The 18481-nt window shown below is 67.0% G+C and carries 15 protein-coding genes; 7 read left to right on the top strand and 8 right to left on the bottom strand.

The genetic code is table 11. The features are described 5' to 3' along the window. Positions 1–211: 211 nt before the first annotated feature. The 3 genes from AB0N06_RS26195 to eccE form a co-directional block, all read right to left on the bottom strand. Positions 212–445, bottom strand: a complete 234-nt coding sequence (locus AB0N06_RS26195) for a DUF397 domain-containing protein (RefSeq protein ID WP_358860056.1) — start codon at positions 443–445, stop codon at positions 212–214. Positions 446–530: 85 nt separating this feature from the next. Then, a complete protein-coding gene (locus AB0N06_RS26190) occupies positions 531–1241 on the bottom strand; it encodes a hypothetical protein (protein WP_366137112.1) in 711 nt (236 codons plus the stop codon). Further along, positions 1238–2578 (bottom strand): type VII secretion protein EccE, encoded by a 1341-nt coding sequence (eccE, locus tag AB0N06_RS26185; RefSeq protein ID WP_366137111.1) that lies wholly within the window; start codon positions 2576–2578, stop codon positions 1238–1240. The genes AB0N06_RS26190 and eccE overlap by 4 nt, the downstream gene beginning before the upstream one ends. Positions 2579–2763: 185 nt before the next feature. Here eccE and eccB point away from each other — a divergent pair, with 185 nt between their 5' ends. The 7 genes from eccB (at position 2764) to AB0N06_RS26150 (ending at position 10042) form a co-directional block, all read left to right on the top strand. Beyond that, a complete protein-coding gene (gene eccB / locus AB0N06_RS26180; RefSeq protein WP_366137110.1) occupies positions 2764–4296 on the top strand; it encodes a type VII secretion protein EccB in 1533 nt (510 codons plus the stop codon). 13 nt (positions 4297–4309) lie between these two features. After that, positions 4310–5566 (top strand): type VII secretion-associated serine protease mycosin, encoded by a 1257-nt coding sequence (mycP, locus tag AB0N06_RS26175; protein WP_366137109.1) that lies wholly within the window; start codon positions 4310–4312, stop codon positions 5564–5566. Positions 5567–5867: 301 nt separating this feature from the next. Then, positions 5868–6206, top strand: a complete 339-nt coding sequence (locus AB0N06_RS26170; RefSeq protein WP_366137132.1) for a hypothetical protein — start codon at positions 5868–5870, stop codon at positions 6204–6206. Beyond that, positions 6206–7951: a hypothetical protein gene (locus tag AB0N06_RS26165; RefSeq protein WP_366137108.1), complete on the top strand. Its 1746-nt coding sequence runs from the start codon at positions 6206–6208 to the stop codon at positions 7949–7951. The genes AB0N06_RS26170 and AB0N06_RS26165 overlap by 1 nt, the downstream gene beginning before the upstream one ends. A gap of 25 nt (positions 7952–7976) precedes the next feature. Beyond that, on the top strand, positions 7977–9236 hold the full coding sequence (locus AB0N06_RS26160; protein ID WP_366137107.1) for a S8 family serine peptidase: 1260 nt from the start codon (positions 7977–7979) through the stop codon (positions 9234–9236). A gap of 79 nt (positions 9237–9315) precedes the next feature. Beyond that, positions 9316–9675: a WXG100 family type VII secretion target gene (locus AB0N06_RS26155; RefSeq protein WP_366137106.1), complete on the top strand. Its 360-nt coding sequence runs from the start codon at positions 9316–9318 to the stop codon at positions 9673–9675. Positions 9676–9739: 64 nt separating this feature from the next. After that, on the top strand, positions 9740–10042 hold the full coding sequence (locus tag AB0N06_RS26150; RefSeq protein ID WP_358860047.1) for a WXG100 family type VII secretion target: 303 nt from the start codon (positions 9740–9742) through the stop codon (positions 10040–10042). A gap of 231 nt (positions 10043–10273) precedes the next feature. Here the strand turns inward: AB0N06_RS26150 and AB0N06_RS26145 are convergent, their stop codons facing one another. The 5 genes from AB0N06_RS26145 to eccCa form a co-directional block, all read right to left on the bottom strand. Beyond that, positions 10274–10822 (bottom strand): hypothetical protein, encoded by a 549-nt coding sequence (locus tag AB0N06_RS26145; RefSeq protein WP_366137105.1) that lies wholly within the window; start codon positions 10820–10822, stop codon positions 10274–10276. Between the two features lie 226 nt (positions 10823–11048). After that, the gene (locus AB0N06_RS26140; protein WP_366137104.1) at positions 11049–11588 is read right to left on the bottom strand and encodes a hypothetical protein; all 540 of its coding nucleotides are present in this window, start codon (positions 11586–11588) and stop codon (positions 11049–11051) included. Then, on the bottom strand, positions 11585–13666 hold the full coding sequence (locus AB0N06_RS26135; protein ID WP_366137103.1) for a hypothetical protein: 2082 nt from the start codon (positions 13664–13666) through the stop codon (positions 11585–11587). The genes AB0N06_RS26140 and AB0N06_RS26135 overlap by 4 nt, the downstream gene beginning before the upstream one ends. Continuing rightward, complete coding sequence (locus tag AB0N06_RS26130) at positions 13666–14112, bottom strand: hypothetical protein (protein ID WP_366137102.1); 447 nt, start codon at positions 14110–14112, stop codon at positions 13666–13668. Before AB0N06_RS26130 ends, AB0N06_RS26135 begins: the two co-directional genes overlap by 1 nt. Before the next feature lie 353 nt (positions 14113–14465). Beyond that, entirely contained in the window at positions 14466–18440 is a 3975-nt protein-coding gene (gene eccCa, locus AB0N06_RS26125) for a type VII secretion protein EccCa (RefSeq protein ID WP_366137101.1), read from the bottom strand. Positions 18441–18481: the final 41 nt, after the last annotated feature.

The following is an 18481-nucleotide window of genomic DNA, read 5'->3' as shown; positions in this document are numbered from 1 at the left end:
CTGCCGCACCCGGACCCACCCTAATCGTCATCGGGCCCGCTCCGGCAAGCCGTTCCGCTCGGCAGAAACCATCCAGTAGGTCACGAACCGTCCTCAAGTGCCCCGGTAGGGCAGCGTGTACGATCCGAAGCGGTCAACTCGTCACATACTCAGGCGCGGTGAGAGGGTGACCATCGTCTCCGGACAGCCACCCTCTCACCTGACCCCCTGCCTACGTGAGGTCGAATTCGCCATCCCGTGCGCCCAGGACGAAGGCACGCCACTCGGCCTCCGTGTACCGCAACACGGTCTCCGGTTCCAGCGACGAGCGCATGGCGACTGCACCATTCGGCAGGTGCGCGATCTCGACCCGTTCCTCGACGTTCTCGGTCCCCGGTGCGCTCAGCCACTCCACATCCGAGATGTCCAGAGCGTAGAGCTCTTCCTTTTCCTGCTGGGTGCCCATGTCGACGTCCCTTCGATCGAACCGAGTCGTTCCCTGGCCATCCTCCCTGGAAGCGGCAGGCCCGGGGTTGCGAACGAAACAGTATTCAGTCCATCCGGCGAGCAGTGCCCAGCAGGCCGTTCTCGATATCCGTCGCGCTGGTCATCACCCAGTGGCGCTCGCGGCCCGCCACCCAGAGCGTGACACCGTCCGCCAGAGTGGGCAGGGCCTCGCTCTCGACCCGAGCGAGCCCCAGGATCCGGCCGATCTGGTCCGCCTCGGCGGGCGAGACCCGCTGAATACCCACGAGCGTCGAAGCCCGCATCAACCGGGGCGCCACAGGACTCAGATAGGGCAGCAGCGTCAACACCGACTGCCAGGGGGAGGACACCACCCGGCCACGGGGCGGACGCATGCCGCAGTCGCGCACCACCACCACCGGGCTGCCCACGGTCGCTCCGGTCGGCGGAACCCGGCCCACGTCATGGAGGGAGATGCACTCAAGACCGGCACCCGCGGCTTGCGCCAGAGTGGTCCAGGCCTGGGTGCGCCCGGTCTCGACCGCTACCCGCGCACCCGTGGCCGCCGCGCGCAGCGCCAGCACCTGCGCGGTCCACAGGCCGCCGATCAACAGGACGTCGTACGGCGCCGGGCGGTGGAACCCGATCATCTGCGTGCGCCCCTCGGCATCGCTGCCGATGATCACGCCGTCGTCCCCGACCGGCAAGGACAGTGCGCCCAGTTGCTCCGCCGCCAGAGTGTGCCCCGCGTGGCGAGGGCCGCGCAGCCCTCGCCTCGGCTCGGTGCGATTCGTCACTGTGCGCCTCCCAGCGGGAGCGTCGCCAGCACGCCCGGCAGCTGCTCGCGGTCCAGTCGCACCAGCCCGACCTTGGCGTGCCGTGCGGCTTGCTCCAATGTCCTTCGCACCCCGACCAGTTCGGTATCGGAGCCGCCGGTGATCCGTACGTGACCGGACACGGACACATCGCCCTGGTGTGAACCGCGTCGCACCGTCAGGCTGAAGGTCGTCGCATACGCGGGGACCAAGGTCAGCAGCGATACGAGGCGTGGGAGAGGAGTCGCCCCCCGGCCCAACTCGGGCCAGCGGTCCACCGCATAGACGGTGTGCCAACGGTCGTCGCACCGCCAGACCCTCGATGTCTCCATCGTCCGCCGCTGCGGCGCGGCATCCTGGCGGCCGGCGCGCGCCGACAGGATGGGATTGGCACACGCGGATGTCGCCACGGCGGAGTGCAGCTCTTCCTGGTCCAGCACCACGGCCCGGAATCCGGCGCCGGTGATCCGGCTCGCCACATGGTCCGCGACCCGAACCAGACAGCGCTGAGCTCCGCCGATTCCGCCCCCGCGTGCCTCGACCGCCTCCCGGCACAGTTCCGGATCCAGTTTCACAGCCACCCAGGTCATTCGCACCGCGGGCGCCCCGGTCTGCTCCTGAAGGGGAGCGTAGGAGAGCCGCGCCGCCGACTGCTGCGGCAGATGCTGCGCCGGAGCGGGGCGTACCTGCTGCACGAGTTGCGCGGACTCCAGCACGATGTCGTCCACCGAGAGGGCATCGCCGAGGAGGGACAGCGGGAGCGCCCGCGCACCGCGCGCCTGGCGGAGCGATTCACCGCTGGCCTCGACGCGTACGACAGCGGTCAGGAACGTGCCGTCCCCGAGCATGCCCACCGTGCGGCGGTCCCGGTCGACGTAGATGTACGGAGCGAATCCCGGCACACTTTCCGCCACCGGCGCCAGCTGCGGCTCCGCATCAGCGGCGGGCGCCACGGCGGTCCGCCTGCGATCGCGGAGGGAGAGTGTCGTCGACAGCCAGTCCTGTACGGCGCGGCCCCGGCGACGTACCACCGCGAGAAGCACCAGCAGGCAGGCGACCGCGACTGCGGGCACCAGCCAGATGCCGCCGAGCACGGCCCCCATCGCAGCGACCGCCAGAGCCGCCTCGACAAGCACCATCTGCCGCAGTACGGGACCGATGCGACCGTTCCGCGAGATCGGCCGGAGAGTCGTCGCCGCAGGGGCGTTCACCGACGGGGCGGGTGCTGCGCCGGCCGGCTCGTTGCCGTGTTGCCTTCGGGAAGAGCCGGACGTTCGATGGGTAGACCGCCCCGTGCGCTCGCGCGTCGCTGCACCCATCGTCGCATTGCCCCCTCGTGTCCCTGTTTACCGCTTCTTTTCACGGGCGTTGACCGGGCGATCACCCTAACCTGAGCAGTGACGGTCAAGCGCCAACAGGCATAGTAGGGGGCCCAGTCGACGACAGTGGCCCACGGCGTGTGTGGGAACCTGGTCGCCCACTGGGGAAAAGGGGCAGCGGACAGATGGCATCACGGCGGGACGAACTCAACGCCTACACCTTCGCGAAGCGGAGGTTGATCGCACAGTTCCTGCAACCCAGCCCGACCGGCTCGGAGGAGGGTGCACCGCGACCCCTGCGTGCGGTGGTGCCCGGTGCGATCGTCGGCGTCGTCATCCTCGCGGCGTTCGGGGCTTGGGGGATGTTCAAGCCCGTAGCACCCCAGAACTGGGACACCCCCTACGAGAATGTCATTATCGCCAGCAAATCCACCACGCGTTATGTGGTGTTGAAAACCGATGGCAAGACGCAGCTCCACCCGGTGCTGAACATGTCCTCCGCCAAGCTGCTCCTGGCCCCGGACAAGGGCAAGGTCATCAACGTCGACGAATCGGTTCTCGACAACGGCACGATCCCCCACGGCGCCACCCTTGGCATCCCGTACGCCCCCGACCGGCTGCCGGACAAGGACGAAGCCGGATCGAAGAAGCGGTGGGCCGTCTGCGAGCGGCCCGGCGAGGGCGGCAGGGCCATCCAGAAGGCGGCGTTCGTCTTCGCGGAGCGCGAGCAGAAGAAGACCGAGGGCGCGGGTCGGCTGCACGGCGGTGAGCTGATGTACGTCGAAGGACCGGGACCGGACAGGACCCGCTACATCGTGGACGCCGCGGGCACGGCGTACAAGGTGAAGAAGGACGAACTGCTGCTGCGCACCCTGGTCGGCGACGGCCGCGCCCCCCAGCGGGTCTCCGCCGCGTGGCTGGACACCCTGCACACCGGAGACGCGGTCGACTTCCCGACCGTCCCCGGAACCCCCGGCGCCGACGCAGGCATCCCGGGGAAGCTGCCGCCCGCGGCGAACAAGGTGGGCACGGTCCTCGCGGCGACATCCGGCACCAGGACCCAGCAGTACGTGGTCCTGCCTGGCCGGGTCGCCCCCGTATCGGACTTCGTCGCGAAGCTCCTGCTCAGCAGCCGGGCCCTGGTCAACCTTGGCCAGGACGGCAAGGAGAGGCCCGTCAGCGCCGGAGCGTTCGAGCCCGGTGAGGCCTTCGGGCAGGACAGGAACTGGCCCACGAGCGCGCCGACGCCCGTCAACTCCGCGAGCGCCGCGGCCGGCAGCCGTAACACCGTGTGCAACGTTCTGCGCGGTGTCGCCACCAAGGACGGGGCCAGCACGCTGAGCACGTGGGCGGGCACGAGCTTCCCCGCAACGCTCCCCACCGGCTCCAGCAGCGCCTACGTCACCCCCGGATCCGGACAGCTCTTCCGGCAGTTCAAGGGGTCCAGCGCCGACTCCGGTCCCCTCTTCCTGGTCACCGACACCGGTCTGCGCTATGCCATGCAGTCCAACGGTGACAGCGTGCAGGACGACTCCGGCATCGGCGAATCAGGCTCGAAGGAGGAGAGGGCGCAGCGGCAGCAGGAGGCGCAACAAGCGCAGAACCGGCTCGGATACAAGGACGTCGTGCCCGCGCCCATTCCGGCCGCCTGGTCCTCGTTCCTGCCCACGGGACCACGCCTGTCGACTGGCGCGGCCCGTCAGCCGCAGGGTTCCTGAGGAGCGCATTCACATGACGACGCACTCCTCTCCGTACCGGCGTCCGCTGACAGTCGCAGCCGCCACCGCCGTTCTCTTCGTCACACTGCCCGTACTGCCCGCCGCCGCGGACGACTCCACCCAGTGCACCTTCCCGTCGAAGAAGTACGCGGGCCGCCCCTGGGCGTTGCAGCGCGTCCTGATGGACGAGCTGTGGAAGCAGTCCACCGGCAAGGGGGTACGGGTGGCCGTCATCGACACGGGCGTGGACGTCAAGAACCCTCAGCTCAAGGCGGCCGTGGACACCAGGAGCGGCAGTAATTTCCTGCCGAAGAACCTCAAGGACGAGAACGGCAACAAGGTCGAGCGCGGCAAGGAGAACGGCACCACCGACACGGTCGGTCACGGCACCAAGGTCGCCGGAATCATTGCCGCGCGAGAGGTGAAGGGCACCGGCTTCACCGGCTTGGCTCCGGACGCGACGATCATTCCGATCCAGCAGAACGACGCCGAGGGCCACGGAACGGCCGAGTCGCTGGCCGCCTCCATCAGCTACGCAGCCGACGTCGCCGACGCGGACGTCATCAACATCTCCCAGGACACGGCCAACGCGGTGAAGCCCGCGGATGCTCTGGAGCAGGCGGTGGACGCCGCCCTGGCCAAGAACATTGTGATCGTCGCCTCGGCCGGCAACGACGGGCTGGACGGCAACGTCAAGGAGACCTACCCGGCCTCGTACGAGGGTGTCCTGGCCGTGGCCGCGTCGGACCGCAACAACGAACGGGCGGCCTTCTCCCAGTCCGGCGAGTTCGTGGGCGTGGCCGCCCCCGGAGTGGACATGATCTCGACGGTGCCCGGCGGCGGGCACTGCGCCGACAACGGCACCAGCTTCTCGGCCCCGTACGTCGCAGGAGTCGCCGCCCTCATCAAGGCCAAGCACCAGGACTGGACGCAGAAGCAGATCGTCGCCCAGATCAAGCAGACGGCGGAACGCTCGGTCGCGGGACACGACCGTCTGGTGGGCTGGGGCGTCGTCGACCCGGTGCGTGCCCTGACCGAGGACGACAAGCCCATCGAACGCCCGGTGGCGAACGAAGGTGTGAGCAAGGGCAAAGCGCCGACACCGGCTGAACTTCACCTGGGCGAAACGGCGGACGAACGCAATGCACGCCTGGCGACGTACGTGGTGGTGGGCGGGGCAGTGCTGGTCGCCGCAATAGCGGGTATCGCCGTGGCCGTACGTGATACCCGACGGCGGTCCAGGCGCCTGGGAAGAGTGGGCAATGCTTGACCTGGCCGTCAACAGGGAATCGGCCCGCGGAAGTTACGTGATTGACAAGAGAGTTGGCCCTCTCGTAGCCAGTGGCTAGAGTTTGTGGAATGAGGTCAGACTTGTTCACGCGGGTGCGACAGCAACGAGTGCCAGTCTGAGCAAACGGGGAATCGGGGAGGGCAGGATCGTGACTGGTCCAGGCGGTGGCGGGGGAGGCTCGGGTGACCTCCGGCGTGGTGTTGGCGCGCTGGAGAAGTTCAGGGGGCGTGTCAATACGCTGCTTGCGGAGCTCGAGGGTTCGGCAGCCGGCAAGTCGAAGATGGCGGCGCAGACGGTGTCGCGCGCTGCCTTGAGTGGTCAGAACGCGTGCTTCGCAGAGGCGGACGGGCTGTACACGCAGTACAACCGCGTCCACGAGGCACTCGTCTCGCTCTCCAAGTCGCTCGGTGACCAGATCGAGTACTTGAGTCTGGGCGTGCACGCGGCGGCCGTCGGCTTCGACAACGTGGACGACGACGTGCGGCGCCGGTTCTACGAGATCCAGGTCCGCCTGGACAAGGAACACGAGAAGGCGCAGGGCGAGACGGTCGACAAGCCTGAGACGCCTCGCTCCGACAGCAAGACCGGCTCTGCCTACGACGACCTGGGTGATAGCTGATGAGTGACGACAAGCAGCCGGAACTGACCCCCAAGGAACAGCAGGCGCAGGACCAGCAACGCGTCCAGAGCCAGTTGATCGTCACTGATGTCAATCGGCAGGTCCAGCACGTCATGGAGTCATTCGGCTTCGGACGTTCGGGCTCCTCAGGACGGACTTCGTTCGAGGGCCATGAGCTCAACGCGATGATCGATCTGATTCAGAACTCCAATCCGGAGCACCTCGAAGACGCGGGTGAGGCGCTCTTGAAGGCAAGGACAGCCATCAAGGGCGCCGCGAAGGAGCTGGGCGACTTCATCGGGGATGTCGACTGGGAGGGCGAGTCCGGAACCGCCTTCCGCGACTGGGGTAATGGCTTGGTGGCCCACGCCACGAAGCTGGGCGATTTCGCGGAGGCGGCCGGGACACAGATCACGGTCGCGGGAACGGGCCTCGCCTCGGTGCGCAAATCCCTGCCGCCGCGCGACACCCGCCTGCACCGCAAGTCCGTCGAGGACATCGAGGCCTCGAAGAGGATCGATGGCAACCCGGAGTACGCCGCGGCGGTGAAGGTCGAGAAGGACCGCCAGGAGGCCATCAACCAGGCGAACAGGCTGGCTTCGTACTACTCGGTTTCGGCCGAGACGCTGGCGGCGCAGGAGCCGCCGCGGTTCGACAAGCAGCTTGATGTTGCGATGCCGAAGCCGCAGGGTCTCTGGTTGACGGGCGAACACGGCGTCTCTTCCGCAGCCTCCGAGACGGTGGGCAACAGCACGACGCGGGGTGTGTCGGAGCCCTCCGCGAAGCATGAAGTCAGCAGTTCAGGCAATGCCAGGCGCAGGACCTCCGCTGAGGAACTCGGGTCGGCCTTGCCTGTCCCGGACAAGGGCACATCGACTGAGATCAATAGTGTTGCTGCTCCGCCAGTCCCAGTGACCGATTCCGGACAGTCCCCCACCCCTTCGATCACAAGTCCTGCAGGTCCGGGCGGCGGTCCGACCCAGCCCACGGCGAGTCCCTTGCTGAACCCTGTGACAGGGAACTCGCGACGACCCACGACGTCGACTGGCATGCCCAGAGCGATCGGCCAGCCCGGAAACGGCGTGGTCAGACCTGGCGGCTCCACGCACAGTGATCCTGGGGTGAATGGGCGCACCGGAGCTCCGGTTGGGCGTCCGGCTCCCGTGGGCGAGGGTTCGGGCACGGGCACGTCCGGGCGTGGAGGCGGCGGGGGCCAGTCTCCTGCTGCCGGTCGGTCCGGCGTGACGGGCGGCAGGCCCACGGCAGGAGGCCATGCAGCTAGGTCCGGAACCTCTGGCCCGCGTGCCGGACGGACGAACGGCATCGTAGGCGGGACCCCTCAGCGCGGTATGCCGGGCGCAAGTACGCCCGGAAGAACTCGCGGTGTTCCGCGTGGCACGGTCATCGGAGCCGGAGGAACGGCACCTGCGGGCGGCTTGGCCGGCAGCACAGGGCAACGGGGAGTCATCGGAGCCGGCGGGGCGAGCGGCGTGCCCCGTTCCGGTGGGCGCGGCACTCCCAGCTCGAACGGAGTCGTGGGTACGCCTCGTGGTGCTGCCGGGGCCGGCTCAGGCGCAAAGGGCTTCACGGCTGGGGGAGCAGGCCTCGTGCGTGGGCCCGCACGCCGACGTGATTCCGACCGTGAGGGCCAGGACGACGGAACGGCGCGTCCGGACTACCTGACTGAGGACAGAGAGACGTGGGAGGCCGGACGGCGTGGAGTCGCACCTCCGGTGATCGAGTAGATACAGGGAAGGTTCGGAAGTCAGGATGACAGCAGGAATGAGCCAGACCTGGAAACGCCGCATGCCCTTCGGGTTGCGTGGGCGTCTGCTCGGCGTGATGGCTGTGACTGCTGCTTGGAGCGTGGGATTCGCAGGAGTGGGAACCCCTGCGGTTGCGGCGGATGTGCAGTCCAAGCAGTGGTATCTCGGCCCGATGCATGCGGAGGAGATGTGGAAGGTCACCACGGGTGAAGGCATCAAGGTTGCAGTCATCGACTCAGGTGTCAATCCGTCGACACCGTCCCTGAAAGGGCAGGTCCTGAAAGGATTTGACGCCACAGGAGCCGGCAACGATGAGTTCGATGACTATGACGGGCACGGCACAACCATGGCGGAGTTGATTGCCGGAACAGGGAAGGGCGGGGGACTTCAAGGCCTCGCTCCGGGCGCAAAGATCATCCCGTTTCGAGTCACCGATACGGAGTTTCAGAACAAGCACTCGGTGAACGCTCATGACACCGAAGATGCTATCCGGGCGGCAGCGGACAGCGACGCGCGTATTATCAGCATGTCGATGGGGAGCGATTTCCCAGGCCGGGGAGAACGAGAAGCAGTCAAGTATGCGGAAAGCAAGGGGAAGCTCTTCTTCGCCGCAGCTGGAAACAACGCCAAGAAGGGCAACAAGGAACAGTTTCCCGCCTCGTATTCGCAGGTGGTCGGCGTCGCTGCAACTGACAGTACTGGCAAGGCTTCCACGTACTCTCAGCACGGGAGCAGCGTAGATATCGCCGCCCCAGGAGACGGTATTCCAGCGTGGTGCGATGCGAAGTTTCAGCGCTACTGCGACACCGAGGGCGGGACGAGCCAGGCCACTGCCATCACGTCAGCCTCCGCCGCTCTGATCTGGTCCGCCCACCCCGACTGGACGGCCAACCAGGTTCTCAACGTCCTCTTTGATACGGCTGGACGAGGCGACTGGGAGAAGGGCACTCTCAGCAACTACCTCGGCCACGGCATCATCCGTCCGGCCGTCAACATCCTCAAGGGCAAGGGCAACCCCGGCGCCCCGGACATCAGCCCCCTCACCAAGGAAAAGACGTCCGGCTCCTCGGCCTCCTCGACCCCGTCTGCACCAGCTTCGTCACAGCCCGAGAAGAAGGAAAAGGCTGACGGCGCCGTCGTGGCAGGCTCCAGCAAGGAGAAGGACGACGGCACCCCACTCGCCCTGATCATCGGCGGAGCGGCAGCGGTCATCGTGCTCGGCGGCGGAGCCTTCGCGCTCGTCCGTAAGCGCCGCACTGCCTGACTGGCCATACGTTCTTCACCCGTACCCACCGGCCAGTTGTGCCGGACCGAACAAGAGCACCAGGAAGGAAGCCGAAACCATGGCCGATCAAAAGCTCTCAGATGCCGCTCTCCTCAAGCTGGAGGGCGAGCTCTCCACGCGGTTCGACTCCGTGAAAGGCCAGCTGAAGACGCTGCAGGCGACGATCGACAGCTTGGAAGGCCACTGGAAGGGCATCGGCGCCGGCGCCTACAACACGAAGCAGGAAGAGGTCAACCGGAGGATGGTCAGCATTGCCCATCGGCTTCTCAACTTCCAGGAGGCCATCAAGGCAGCGCGCACCATTTCGGGCAACACCGAGGACGAAATCAAGGCGGCTCTCCAGGGCGTCGACGTCGTCAGCGGCTACTCGGGTGACGCGACGGCGGAGGCCAGGACCTCGAACCTCAACAACTTCTGATCCTGCCGCGCCCGCACCACGTACGAGGCAGTCACACCAAACCTAGATAACACGGGAGGACCGCATGCCGAACAACAACGACGGCACGATGGTTGTCACTTACGCGAGCCTGGACCTGGCCGCCGGGGCCATCGACCGGCAGAGCAAGCAGCTCCAGGAGGACCTTGCGTCCATCAAGCGGATGATCGCCAATGTGTCCGAGCTCTGGGTGGGCGAAGCCAAGAGTGCCTATGACACTGCTCAGCGCGGCTGGGACAACGACGCCACGGCGATTCACACCGCCCTGAGCGAGATCTCTCGCAAGGTGCGCGAGGCCGGTACTGCTTACCACGCCGGCGACAAGCGGGCGAGGGCCAACTTCGAGTAATTCTCGACAGAACACAGTCAGGGTGGGCACGCACGGGAGGTGCCCACCCTGACCTGTATCCCGAACACCAAGCCGAGAGTGCGGTCGCTGGGACGAGCACTGTGAGCTGCTGCCCGCGGGATTGGGCGAGGTCGCGGAGTGTGGGCACCGGGCGACCTCAGTGTGGGTGTGCGGGTGGGAGGCCCCTGCCCATGGCCGTCTCTCAGGAGAGTGGGCCATGGGCAGGGGGTGTTAAGCCGTGCAGCGAAGAGCCTTCTTCACCTTTGGTACGAAGTCGAAGGTGAAGGCCTTGATGTGCTTGCGGCGTTCGGCGATGTCACCGCCGGCCTGACTGTCGACACTGACGTACGCAATGAGGTAGTCGGCCTCGGGGCCGGTGCAGTTGGTGCTGACCATGGAGATGGCGTCGCCCAGTGCCCCCAGTCCGGCGAACGGCAGGTCCTTCATCTTCGCCCGGTTGGTGAAACGGAACTCCTCCGACGGGTCCATCGGGTCGTAGATCTTGTCCACCTTGTGGACCCGAAGGTGGAGCACCAGTTTGCCGTCCACCCGGATCGCGCATGCCCCCTGGGTGCTCGTGCCGGTCTCGACCACGGAACCACCTTTGGTCTCGAGCTTCTCGCCGTCCACGAGGAACGGTTCGAGTACCTTCTCGTTCAGAGGTACCCCGCATGCTTCCTTCGGAACGGTGTATTCGCGGCCACCGCCGCACGCCGTGAGGCACAGCGCGAGGCCTGCGGTGAGGACGCAGACGGTGGTGCGGTGAAGTGCGTTCGTCATGGGATGCTTCCGATCTCCTCTCTCCTCGGTCGGTACTTCGGTGCGCTTCTCCAGGCCGAACTCATCGGGGCCATCGGCGCGGGTGTGGCCGTAGCGACCCTTTTGGGCGGCCCTCATCCTGAGCCCGGCGTCGGACAGTTGACCCATCTGCCCGTCGGCTGGAGGGGTTTGCCACGATGACCCACGCCCATAGCCGTTTCCCGGGAGACGGCTATGGGCGTGGGTGTCAGGTCGTGCAGCCGATTGCTTTCTTTACCTTCGGTACGACGTCGAGGGCGAAGGACTCGATGTTCTCGCGCCGCCGGGTGACGTCGCCGGTGGACTTGAGACTGACCTCGACGTACACGATGACGTACTTGGCGTCGGGCGCCGCGCACTGCGCGCTGACCATGGCGTTGAAGTCACCCACCGCGCCCAGCCCGTCGAACGGCAGGTCCGCCGTCTTCGCCCGGTTCTTGAAGCGGAACTCCTCCGACTCGTCCATCGGGTCGTAGAGCTTGTCGACCTTCTCGAGCAGGAGGTTGACCACGAGCCAATCGTCGACCCAGATGGCGCAGTTGCCTTCGCCCGTGGCCAGGGGCTTGCCCAGGACCTTGAGCTCCTTCCCGTCCACCAGAAACGGGTCGAGCACTTTCTCGCTGATCGGGATGCCGCACGCTTCCTTCGGAACGGTGTACTCGCGTCCGCCACCGCACGCGGCGAGGGACAGCGCGAGGCAACAGGCCAGGGCCGAGGCGATGATGCGCCGTGATGTCTTCCCGGTCATTGGACGCCCGCCACTCCTTCGGCCTTCTTGTTGCCGTCGTTGGCGGCTTCCCCGATCTGCTTGTAGATGCCGTGGTCCTTTGAGTAGCCCTCGTGGGTCGGATCTTCGGCCCACTCCGTGTTCTCCTGGTACCAGATGTCCGCGATCTTCTGGAGCTCCCGGGTACGCCGCCTGTACGTCTCCTGGTGGTCCGCGGTCGCCTGGCTGCTGATCTTGTTCTGTTCGTCCTCCAGCATCTTCGATGTGACCACATCCACGACACGCTGGGCAGCGTCACCGGCCGGATGCCACGGTGTGACGAGGCCGCCGATGACGTGGTACTTCCCGGCCTTCTCCCACGAGGCGTCGGCGAGCTTCTGGCCCTTCTCGTCGTTGGTGGCCTGGTAGCGGGCCTCCTCCAGGAAGCCGATGGTGCGGCCGGCGCGGTCCAGGCTGTCTTCCGGGTGCGCCTTGTCCGTGTAGATGTCGGCCACGACCGATCCGTGCATCTGCCTGGCGAGCTCGCCGTAAGCGTCTCTGTTCCGCGAGATCTGCTTGCTGACCTCCATCAGCTGCCCCGAGTCGAGCTCGTGCCGTGACACCGGATCACTCATCGCCCTGTGCACCCAGTCGCCGTGGTTGCCCATGGCCAGCGCCATGTCGTCGCGCAGCTCGGACGGGAAGTCGTTGCCCATGCTGGAGAGGATTCCGAGGGAGCGTTTCATGGCCTCCCGCTGCTCCGGCGAGTGCGTCAGGAACTCCGCGTCGGGGTCCTTCGGGTCGGACACGCCCGACACCGCCGCGAACATGGCCTTGCCGGCCGCGTCCTTGGCCTCGTTCGGACCGTCGTCCAGTGGCGAGTCGTCGAAGTACGGGCGGTCCTTCAGCACCCACTGCGCGTTGTCCTGCGGCTCCTTCGCGTTGAAGAAGTCCGTCGAGGCGTCCGGGCTGTTGGAGAGCGCCGCGAGGAAGCCCGTCATCGGGTCGCGGCCGAACTCCTCGTCACCGATGAAGTTCAGCTTCGGCTTCGGCGGCTGGTTCCAGTAGTGGTCCGGCAGCCTCATCTCCTTCTCCTTGGCGACCAGTTCGTTGCCGTACTTGTTGAGGAACTGGTCGTCGTAGTCGCCCGTGCGCATGAGGTTGCTCATGATCTGGAAGCCCCAGATGTCACCCTGGCGGGTGTTGTACCGCTCGCCCGAGAGCTTCAGCATGTCGTTCTCCCACTGCCGCATGGCAGGGCTGTCCGACTGGGTGGCGCCGCCCAGGACGTGGCCCAGGTTCTTCTGGAACTCACCGAGTTGGTTGAGCTGCGTGCGGGTCAGGTCATTCGGGCTGTCCGGGCTCGAAAGGTCCGCCCAGAACTCCAGCGTCGCTTTCGGACCCAGCTGCGTGGCGAACTTCTCCTGGAACAACGGGTCGTTCTTGTACGAGCTGAGCAGACTGTTCAGCTTCTGGAACTCCTCGGGCGACATCTCGTCGCCCTTGTCCTTGATCAGTTTGGCCGCTTCCTCCGCCTTGCGCAGGGCGTCGATCGCGGTGTCACGGTCGCCGTAGGAGGCGCCTGAGAAGCCGACCTCGGCCTGGTCGACGATGGTGCGCAGGACGGTTGCCGCCGTCGTGTCGCTCTCCGTCGCCCGGTTCAAGATGCGCTGCACATCGTCCCGCAGGTGCTCCGCGTCCTGCGGAGAGTGGTCCGGGACCTCGTGGCCCTTGGCGGCGCGGTCCGGGTGGATGAGCATCGTCACGGTGAAGCCGCCACCGCCGGTCTGGGCCACTGTGAGGTTCTTCTTGCGGCCCCGCTCCAAGGCCTGATCCAACTGCTCCTTGTAGCTCACCAGCTCGTCGTGGGTGTCCTTGAGGATGTCGTGGATGGTCTTCGCCTGGGTGCGGGCGTCGGAGAATTCCCCCGCCGTCTTGGTGATGAACTCACGAGAGACCTTGGCATTCATACCGGACCAGTCGGCCTTGTCCGCCTTCGCCTTGAGGTCGTCCCGTGCGTCCGATTCCAGCGTTTCGAGTTTGCCCACCACCCCGTTCCAGGCAGTGATGGCCTGGCCGAGCTGGCTGAAGTTGCCCTGGCGCAGCGTTTCGAAGTCCATCAGCGCTGCGTCCTCTCCGTGAATCCGTCGTCCAGCGTCGAAATGCTGCTCACGACGTCGTAGATGTAGTACTCGTCACCGGCGTGTGCACCCTTGGTGAAATCCATGTGATTGGAAATGTGCGCGCAGGCGTCCAGCAAAGTCTTGAGCTGCTTCTCCCAGCACTCCTGCACATGGTCGAGCGCGCCTCCCAGCGCGAAGCCCTGGGTGCTCAGATCCTTTGCGGCCGTCTGGCTGATGGACCAGGCATCACGGCCGTATTTGCCCAGATTGTCGAAGAGCTTGAACGCGGCGTCACCGACGGCCGCGAGGTCCTGCTGATTGACCCTCAGGTCACCTCCGGGAGCGGGCGCGCCGCCCTCGTCCGGTACACGGTTCAGCTGCATCGCCGCAGAGCGATTCTCGACAGCCGCCGTCTTGAGCTGCTCCCACTCGTCCCAGGTCATCAGACCCCTTTCCCCCGTGCAGCCTGTTCCGCCGAGCTGGATGGGAAGATTCGATTTTCACTTGAAAAATCGATCTGATAATCGAACTTGACGGAAGTTTAGCGCCCGCCCGGCGGTCGTCCGATCTTCATACCGTGTCAGTCCTGTGGTGGTCCCGATGGCCGACGATGCGGTCGTAGGACTGCGCCCCCTGTGTGACGGAAATGCCGCACTGCTGGAATCACCTCAGCCCAGGGGCGGCAGACGGGCGAGCCGCCGCCCCATTCCCGGCGTGGAAATTGCGCGGAGTACGAAGCGGGCGGGACGAGCCACAACCGGCCGGCCCCGCTGCCCCGCCCGCCGCGCGTGCGGAGCTACCGCTGCCCGTCCATGAGCCCGGACTGCACCAGCGGATTCCCCCGCCGCCGCGTGACGAAGACCCCGCGCCCCGGGGGCATCGGGCGCGGTCGTACGTTGCCGAGGACGTCCCCCTCGATGGGGTCGCCGGAGAGCATCAGGCCCTGCGCGCCCAGCTCCATGATGCGCTGCATGAACGGCTCGTACAGGGCACGTCCGACCCCCGCCGTGCTACGGGCGATGATGAACCGGACGCCGACGTCACGTGAGAACGGCAGCATCTCCGTGAGCTTGGCCAGCGGGTTCCCGCTGGACGTGGAGACCAGGTCGTAGTCGTCGACGACCACGTACACCGTCGGGCCGCTCCACCAGCTGCGTTCGCGCAGCTCCTGCGCCGTGACGTCGGGCGACGGCGTACGGCGCTTCATCAGGTCGTACAGCGCGTCCATGTGGTGCTCCATGTTGTTGGACATGGGCACGTACTCCGCGAGGTGCGTCGCCGGGGTGACGTCCAGGAGCGTTCGCCGGTTGTCGATGACGAAGAACTTGCAGGTGTTCCCGTCGTACCTCTCGGTCAGCTGCTTGATGAGCAGCCGCAGCAGATTGGACTTGCCGGACTCGCTCTCGCCGAACACCAGGAAGAACGGGTCGCGCTCGAAGTCGAGGAAGACCGGCTCGAGGTTGTTCTCGTCGATACCGAACGCGACGCCCCGCTCCGGATGCGCGTAGCCCGCCGGCAGCTCGTGCACCGGGAGTTCGCGGGGCAGCAGCCGGACTGCCGGGGCGGGCGCCGCGGTCCAGTGCCGGGCGACCTCCTGGTTCATGGCCGCCGTTGCCTCGGAGAGGTCGCTGTCGGAGTTGATGCCGTCGATCCGTGGTACCGCGGCCATGAAGTGCAGCTTCTCCGGTGTGAGACCGCGACCGGGCACGCCGGCCGGAACGTTGACCGCGGCCTTGCGGTCCAGTTCGGAGTCCATGACGTCGCCGAGCCGCAGTTCGAGCCGGTTCATCAGGTGGTCCTTGAGGTTGGCCCGGACCTCCATGGAACGCGACGCCGTGACGATCAGGTGGATGCCGTAGCCGAGGCCGCGCGCCGCGATGTCCACGGCTGCCGCTTCCAGGCCCTCGTAGTCCGTACGGAAGTTGCCCCACCCGTCGATGATCAGGAAGACGTCGCCCCACGGCTGGTCCGTGGCCGAGATGTCGCCGCGCGCCCGCAGCCTACGGAAGGTGGCGATGGAGTCGATGCCCGCGCTGCGGAAGTACTCCTCACGCCGCGCCATGATCCCGTACACCTCGGAGACCGTACGCCGCACCCGCTCCGGGTCGAGCCGGGAGGCGATCCCGCCGACGTGCGGAAGGCCGGAGACCGAGGCCATGCCCCCGCCACCGAAGTCGAGTCCGTAGAACTGGACCTCCTGGGGCGTGTGGGTGAGTGCGAAGCCCGCGATGAGTGTGCGCAGCAGCGTGGACTTGCCGGACTGCGGACCACCGGTGATCTGCATGTGGCCTGCCGCCCCGGAGAAGTCCCGGTAGAGCGTGTCGCGCCGCTGCTCGTACGGCTTGTCGACCACGCCCAGGGGGACGACGAGGCGGCCCGAACCCTCGAATCCGGGCTGGGTCAGCCCACGGCCCTCGACCGCGGAGAGCCCCGGCAGGAGCTCGTCCAGCGACGGCGGGTTGTCCAGCGGAGGGAGCCACACCTGGTGCGCGGAGGCCCCCCGGCCCTCCAGCCGGCGCACGATCACATCGAGCACCGTGTCCGCCAGGGCGTCGTCCTCCGGTGTACGCGCGTCGGGTACGGAGGCCCCGGTCTGCGGGCTCGGCTGTACGTACTGCACCGGCACCGGAGCCGCCGTGAACACCACCGGCCTGCGGTCCACCGGCAGGGGGCCGGAGGATACGGCCGACTGGGCGCCCGAGCGGTACACCCCGGAGACGTACGCGGCCTTGAAGCGCACCATCTCGTCCGTGCCGTACTTCAGGTAGCCGGAACCGGGGACGTTGGGCAGGTGGTAGGCATCGGGCACACCCAGCGCCGCCCGGGACTCGCCCGCCGAGAACGTGCGCAGGCCGATCCGGTAGGACAGATAGGTCTCCAGACCGCGCAGCCGCCCCTCTTCGAGGCGCTGCGAGGCCAGCAGCAGATGGACGCCCAGCGAACGGCCGATGCGCCCGATCTGCACGAACATCTCGATGAAGTCGGGCTTGGCGGTCAGCAGTTCGCTGAACTCGTCGATGACCAGGACGAGGGAGGGGATGGGCTGCAGCGGGGCGCCCGCGGCGCGTGCCTTCTCGTAGTCGTGGATGTTGGCGTAGTTGCCCGCGTCGCGCAGCATTTCCTGGCGGCGGTTGAGCTCACCGCTGATGGAGTCACCCATGCGGTCCACCAGCGTCAGGTCGTCCGCGAGGTTGGTGATCACCGCTGCGACGTGGGGCATCTGTGCCATACCGGCGAAGGTGGCACCGCCCTTGAAGTCCGCGAGGACGAAGTTGAGTGTCTCCGAGGTGTGGGTGACGGCAAGGCCGAGTACGAGCGTGCGCAGCAGTTCGGACTTGCCGGAACCGGTGGCGCCGACGCACAGGCCGTGGGGCCCCATGCCCTCCTGCGCCGCTTCCTTGAGATCCAGCATCACGGGGGTGCCGTCCTCGCCGACGCCGATCGGGACGCGTAGCCGCTCCGCCTGGGAGCGGGCCCGCCAGGTCCTGCTGACGTCGATCGAGGCCGCGTCACCGAGGTTCAGCAGATCGGTGAATTCGAGGTTGGCGAGCAGCGGTTCGTCGTCGTCCCCGCCCGAGGTCGCCTGGAGCGGCGCCAGTTGCCGGGCCAGTGCTTCGGCGGCCTCGTAACTGAGCAGGTCGGGAACGCCGTCGTAGACCAGCCCGTGCTCGGACTCCAGCTGCAGCGAATGGGGGTGCACCACGACGGACAGGCCGCCGCGTGCCCCGTGGACCTCACCCGGTACGACCTCGACGACCGTCACGCCCTGGAGGCCCTCAGCCGCAGCGAGCGTCGACACCGGCGATACGGACTGGCCGTCGAGCACGACGACGACATGAGGCTGGTCCATGAGCGGCTGGCCGTCGGGCTGGAAGCGCGGCCGGCCGTCGAGCCGGCCTGCGAGCATCTCCTCCAGCTCCGCGATGCTGGTGGTGATCAGGCGGCGGCTGCCGGCGCCGTCGACGAATTCCGGGGCCTGGACGTGCGGAAGCCACTTCGCCCATTCCCAGCGCGGGACCGCGTCCTGGCCCGTCGCGACGGCGATGATCAGATCCTCGGGGGAGTGCAGCGAGGCCAGCGCACCGACCATCGCACGGGCCGTGGAGCGGACGGACTCCGCTTCGCCGCTGATGGTCAGGTGGTAGAAGGCGCGCAGCGAGACCGCCATGGGCAGGCCGTCCAGCGTGCTGTGGGTCGTCAAGAACTGCTGCATCGCCCCCGCGGTCAGCGGCTCCAGCTCATCGACCGGCGCGGTCTGGGGCGCGATGAGCGGCGTGGCGAGTTCCTGACTGCCCAGGCCGATGCGTACCTGCGCGAAGTCGGCGTCACCGACGCGGCGCTCCCACACCCGGCTGCCCTCGGCGACAAGCGCCCACAACTGCTCCGGGGACGGGTGGAGATAGAACTGCGCGTCGCGCTGCTTGCGGGCCGTCTTCAGCACCGCGCGTCTTGTCTGCGTCAGGTACTTCAGATAGTCGCGCCGCATGTCCGCGAGCTGCCCCTGGGTGCCCTGCCGGAGGCGGACGACCATCGCAATGGCCATGGCGATCGTTGACGCGATCATGATCATGCCCATGATGCGCATGACCGGGTTCGGGGTCATGAAGAAGAAGACGACGGAACCACCCATGCCGAGCATCGGCAGCAGCTGCATCATCATTCCCTCCTGCTGACCACGAGGCAGCTCGGGCGGAGGTTGCAACTGCACCTGCTCGTCCGGAACTTCGGAGGGCAGAGCCCGCGGTGCGCGCTTGACGACAATCTGGCTCACAGCTCACCAATTCCCTTGCCGGACAGAACTGTTCGTATCGG

The sequence above is a fragment of the Streptomyces sp. NPDC051020 genome (genome assembly GCF_040683105.1).
In the GTDB taxonomy this organism is placed as follows: Bacteria; Actinomycetota; Actinomycetes; order Streptomycetales; family Streptomycetaceae; genus Streptomyces.
Note: the sequence above shows the minus strand (reverse complement) of the source record. Positions and strands in the feature narration are given on the sequence as shown.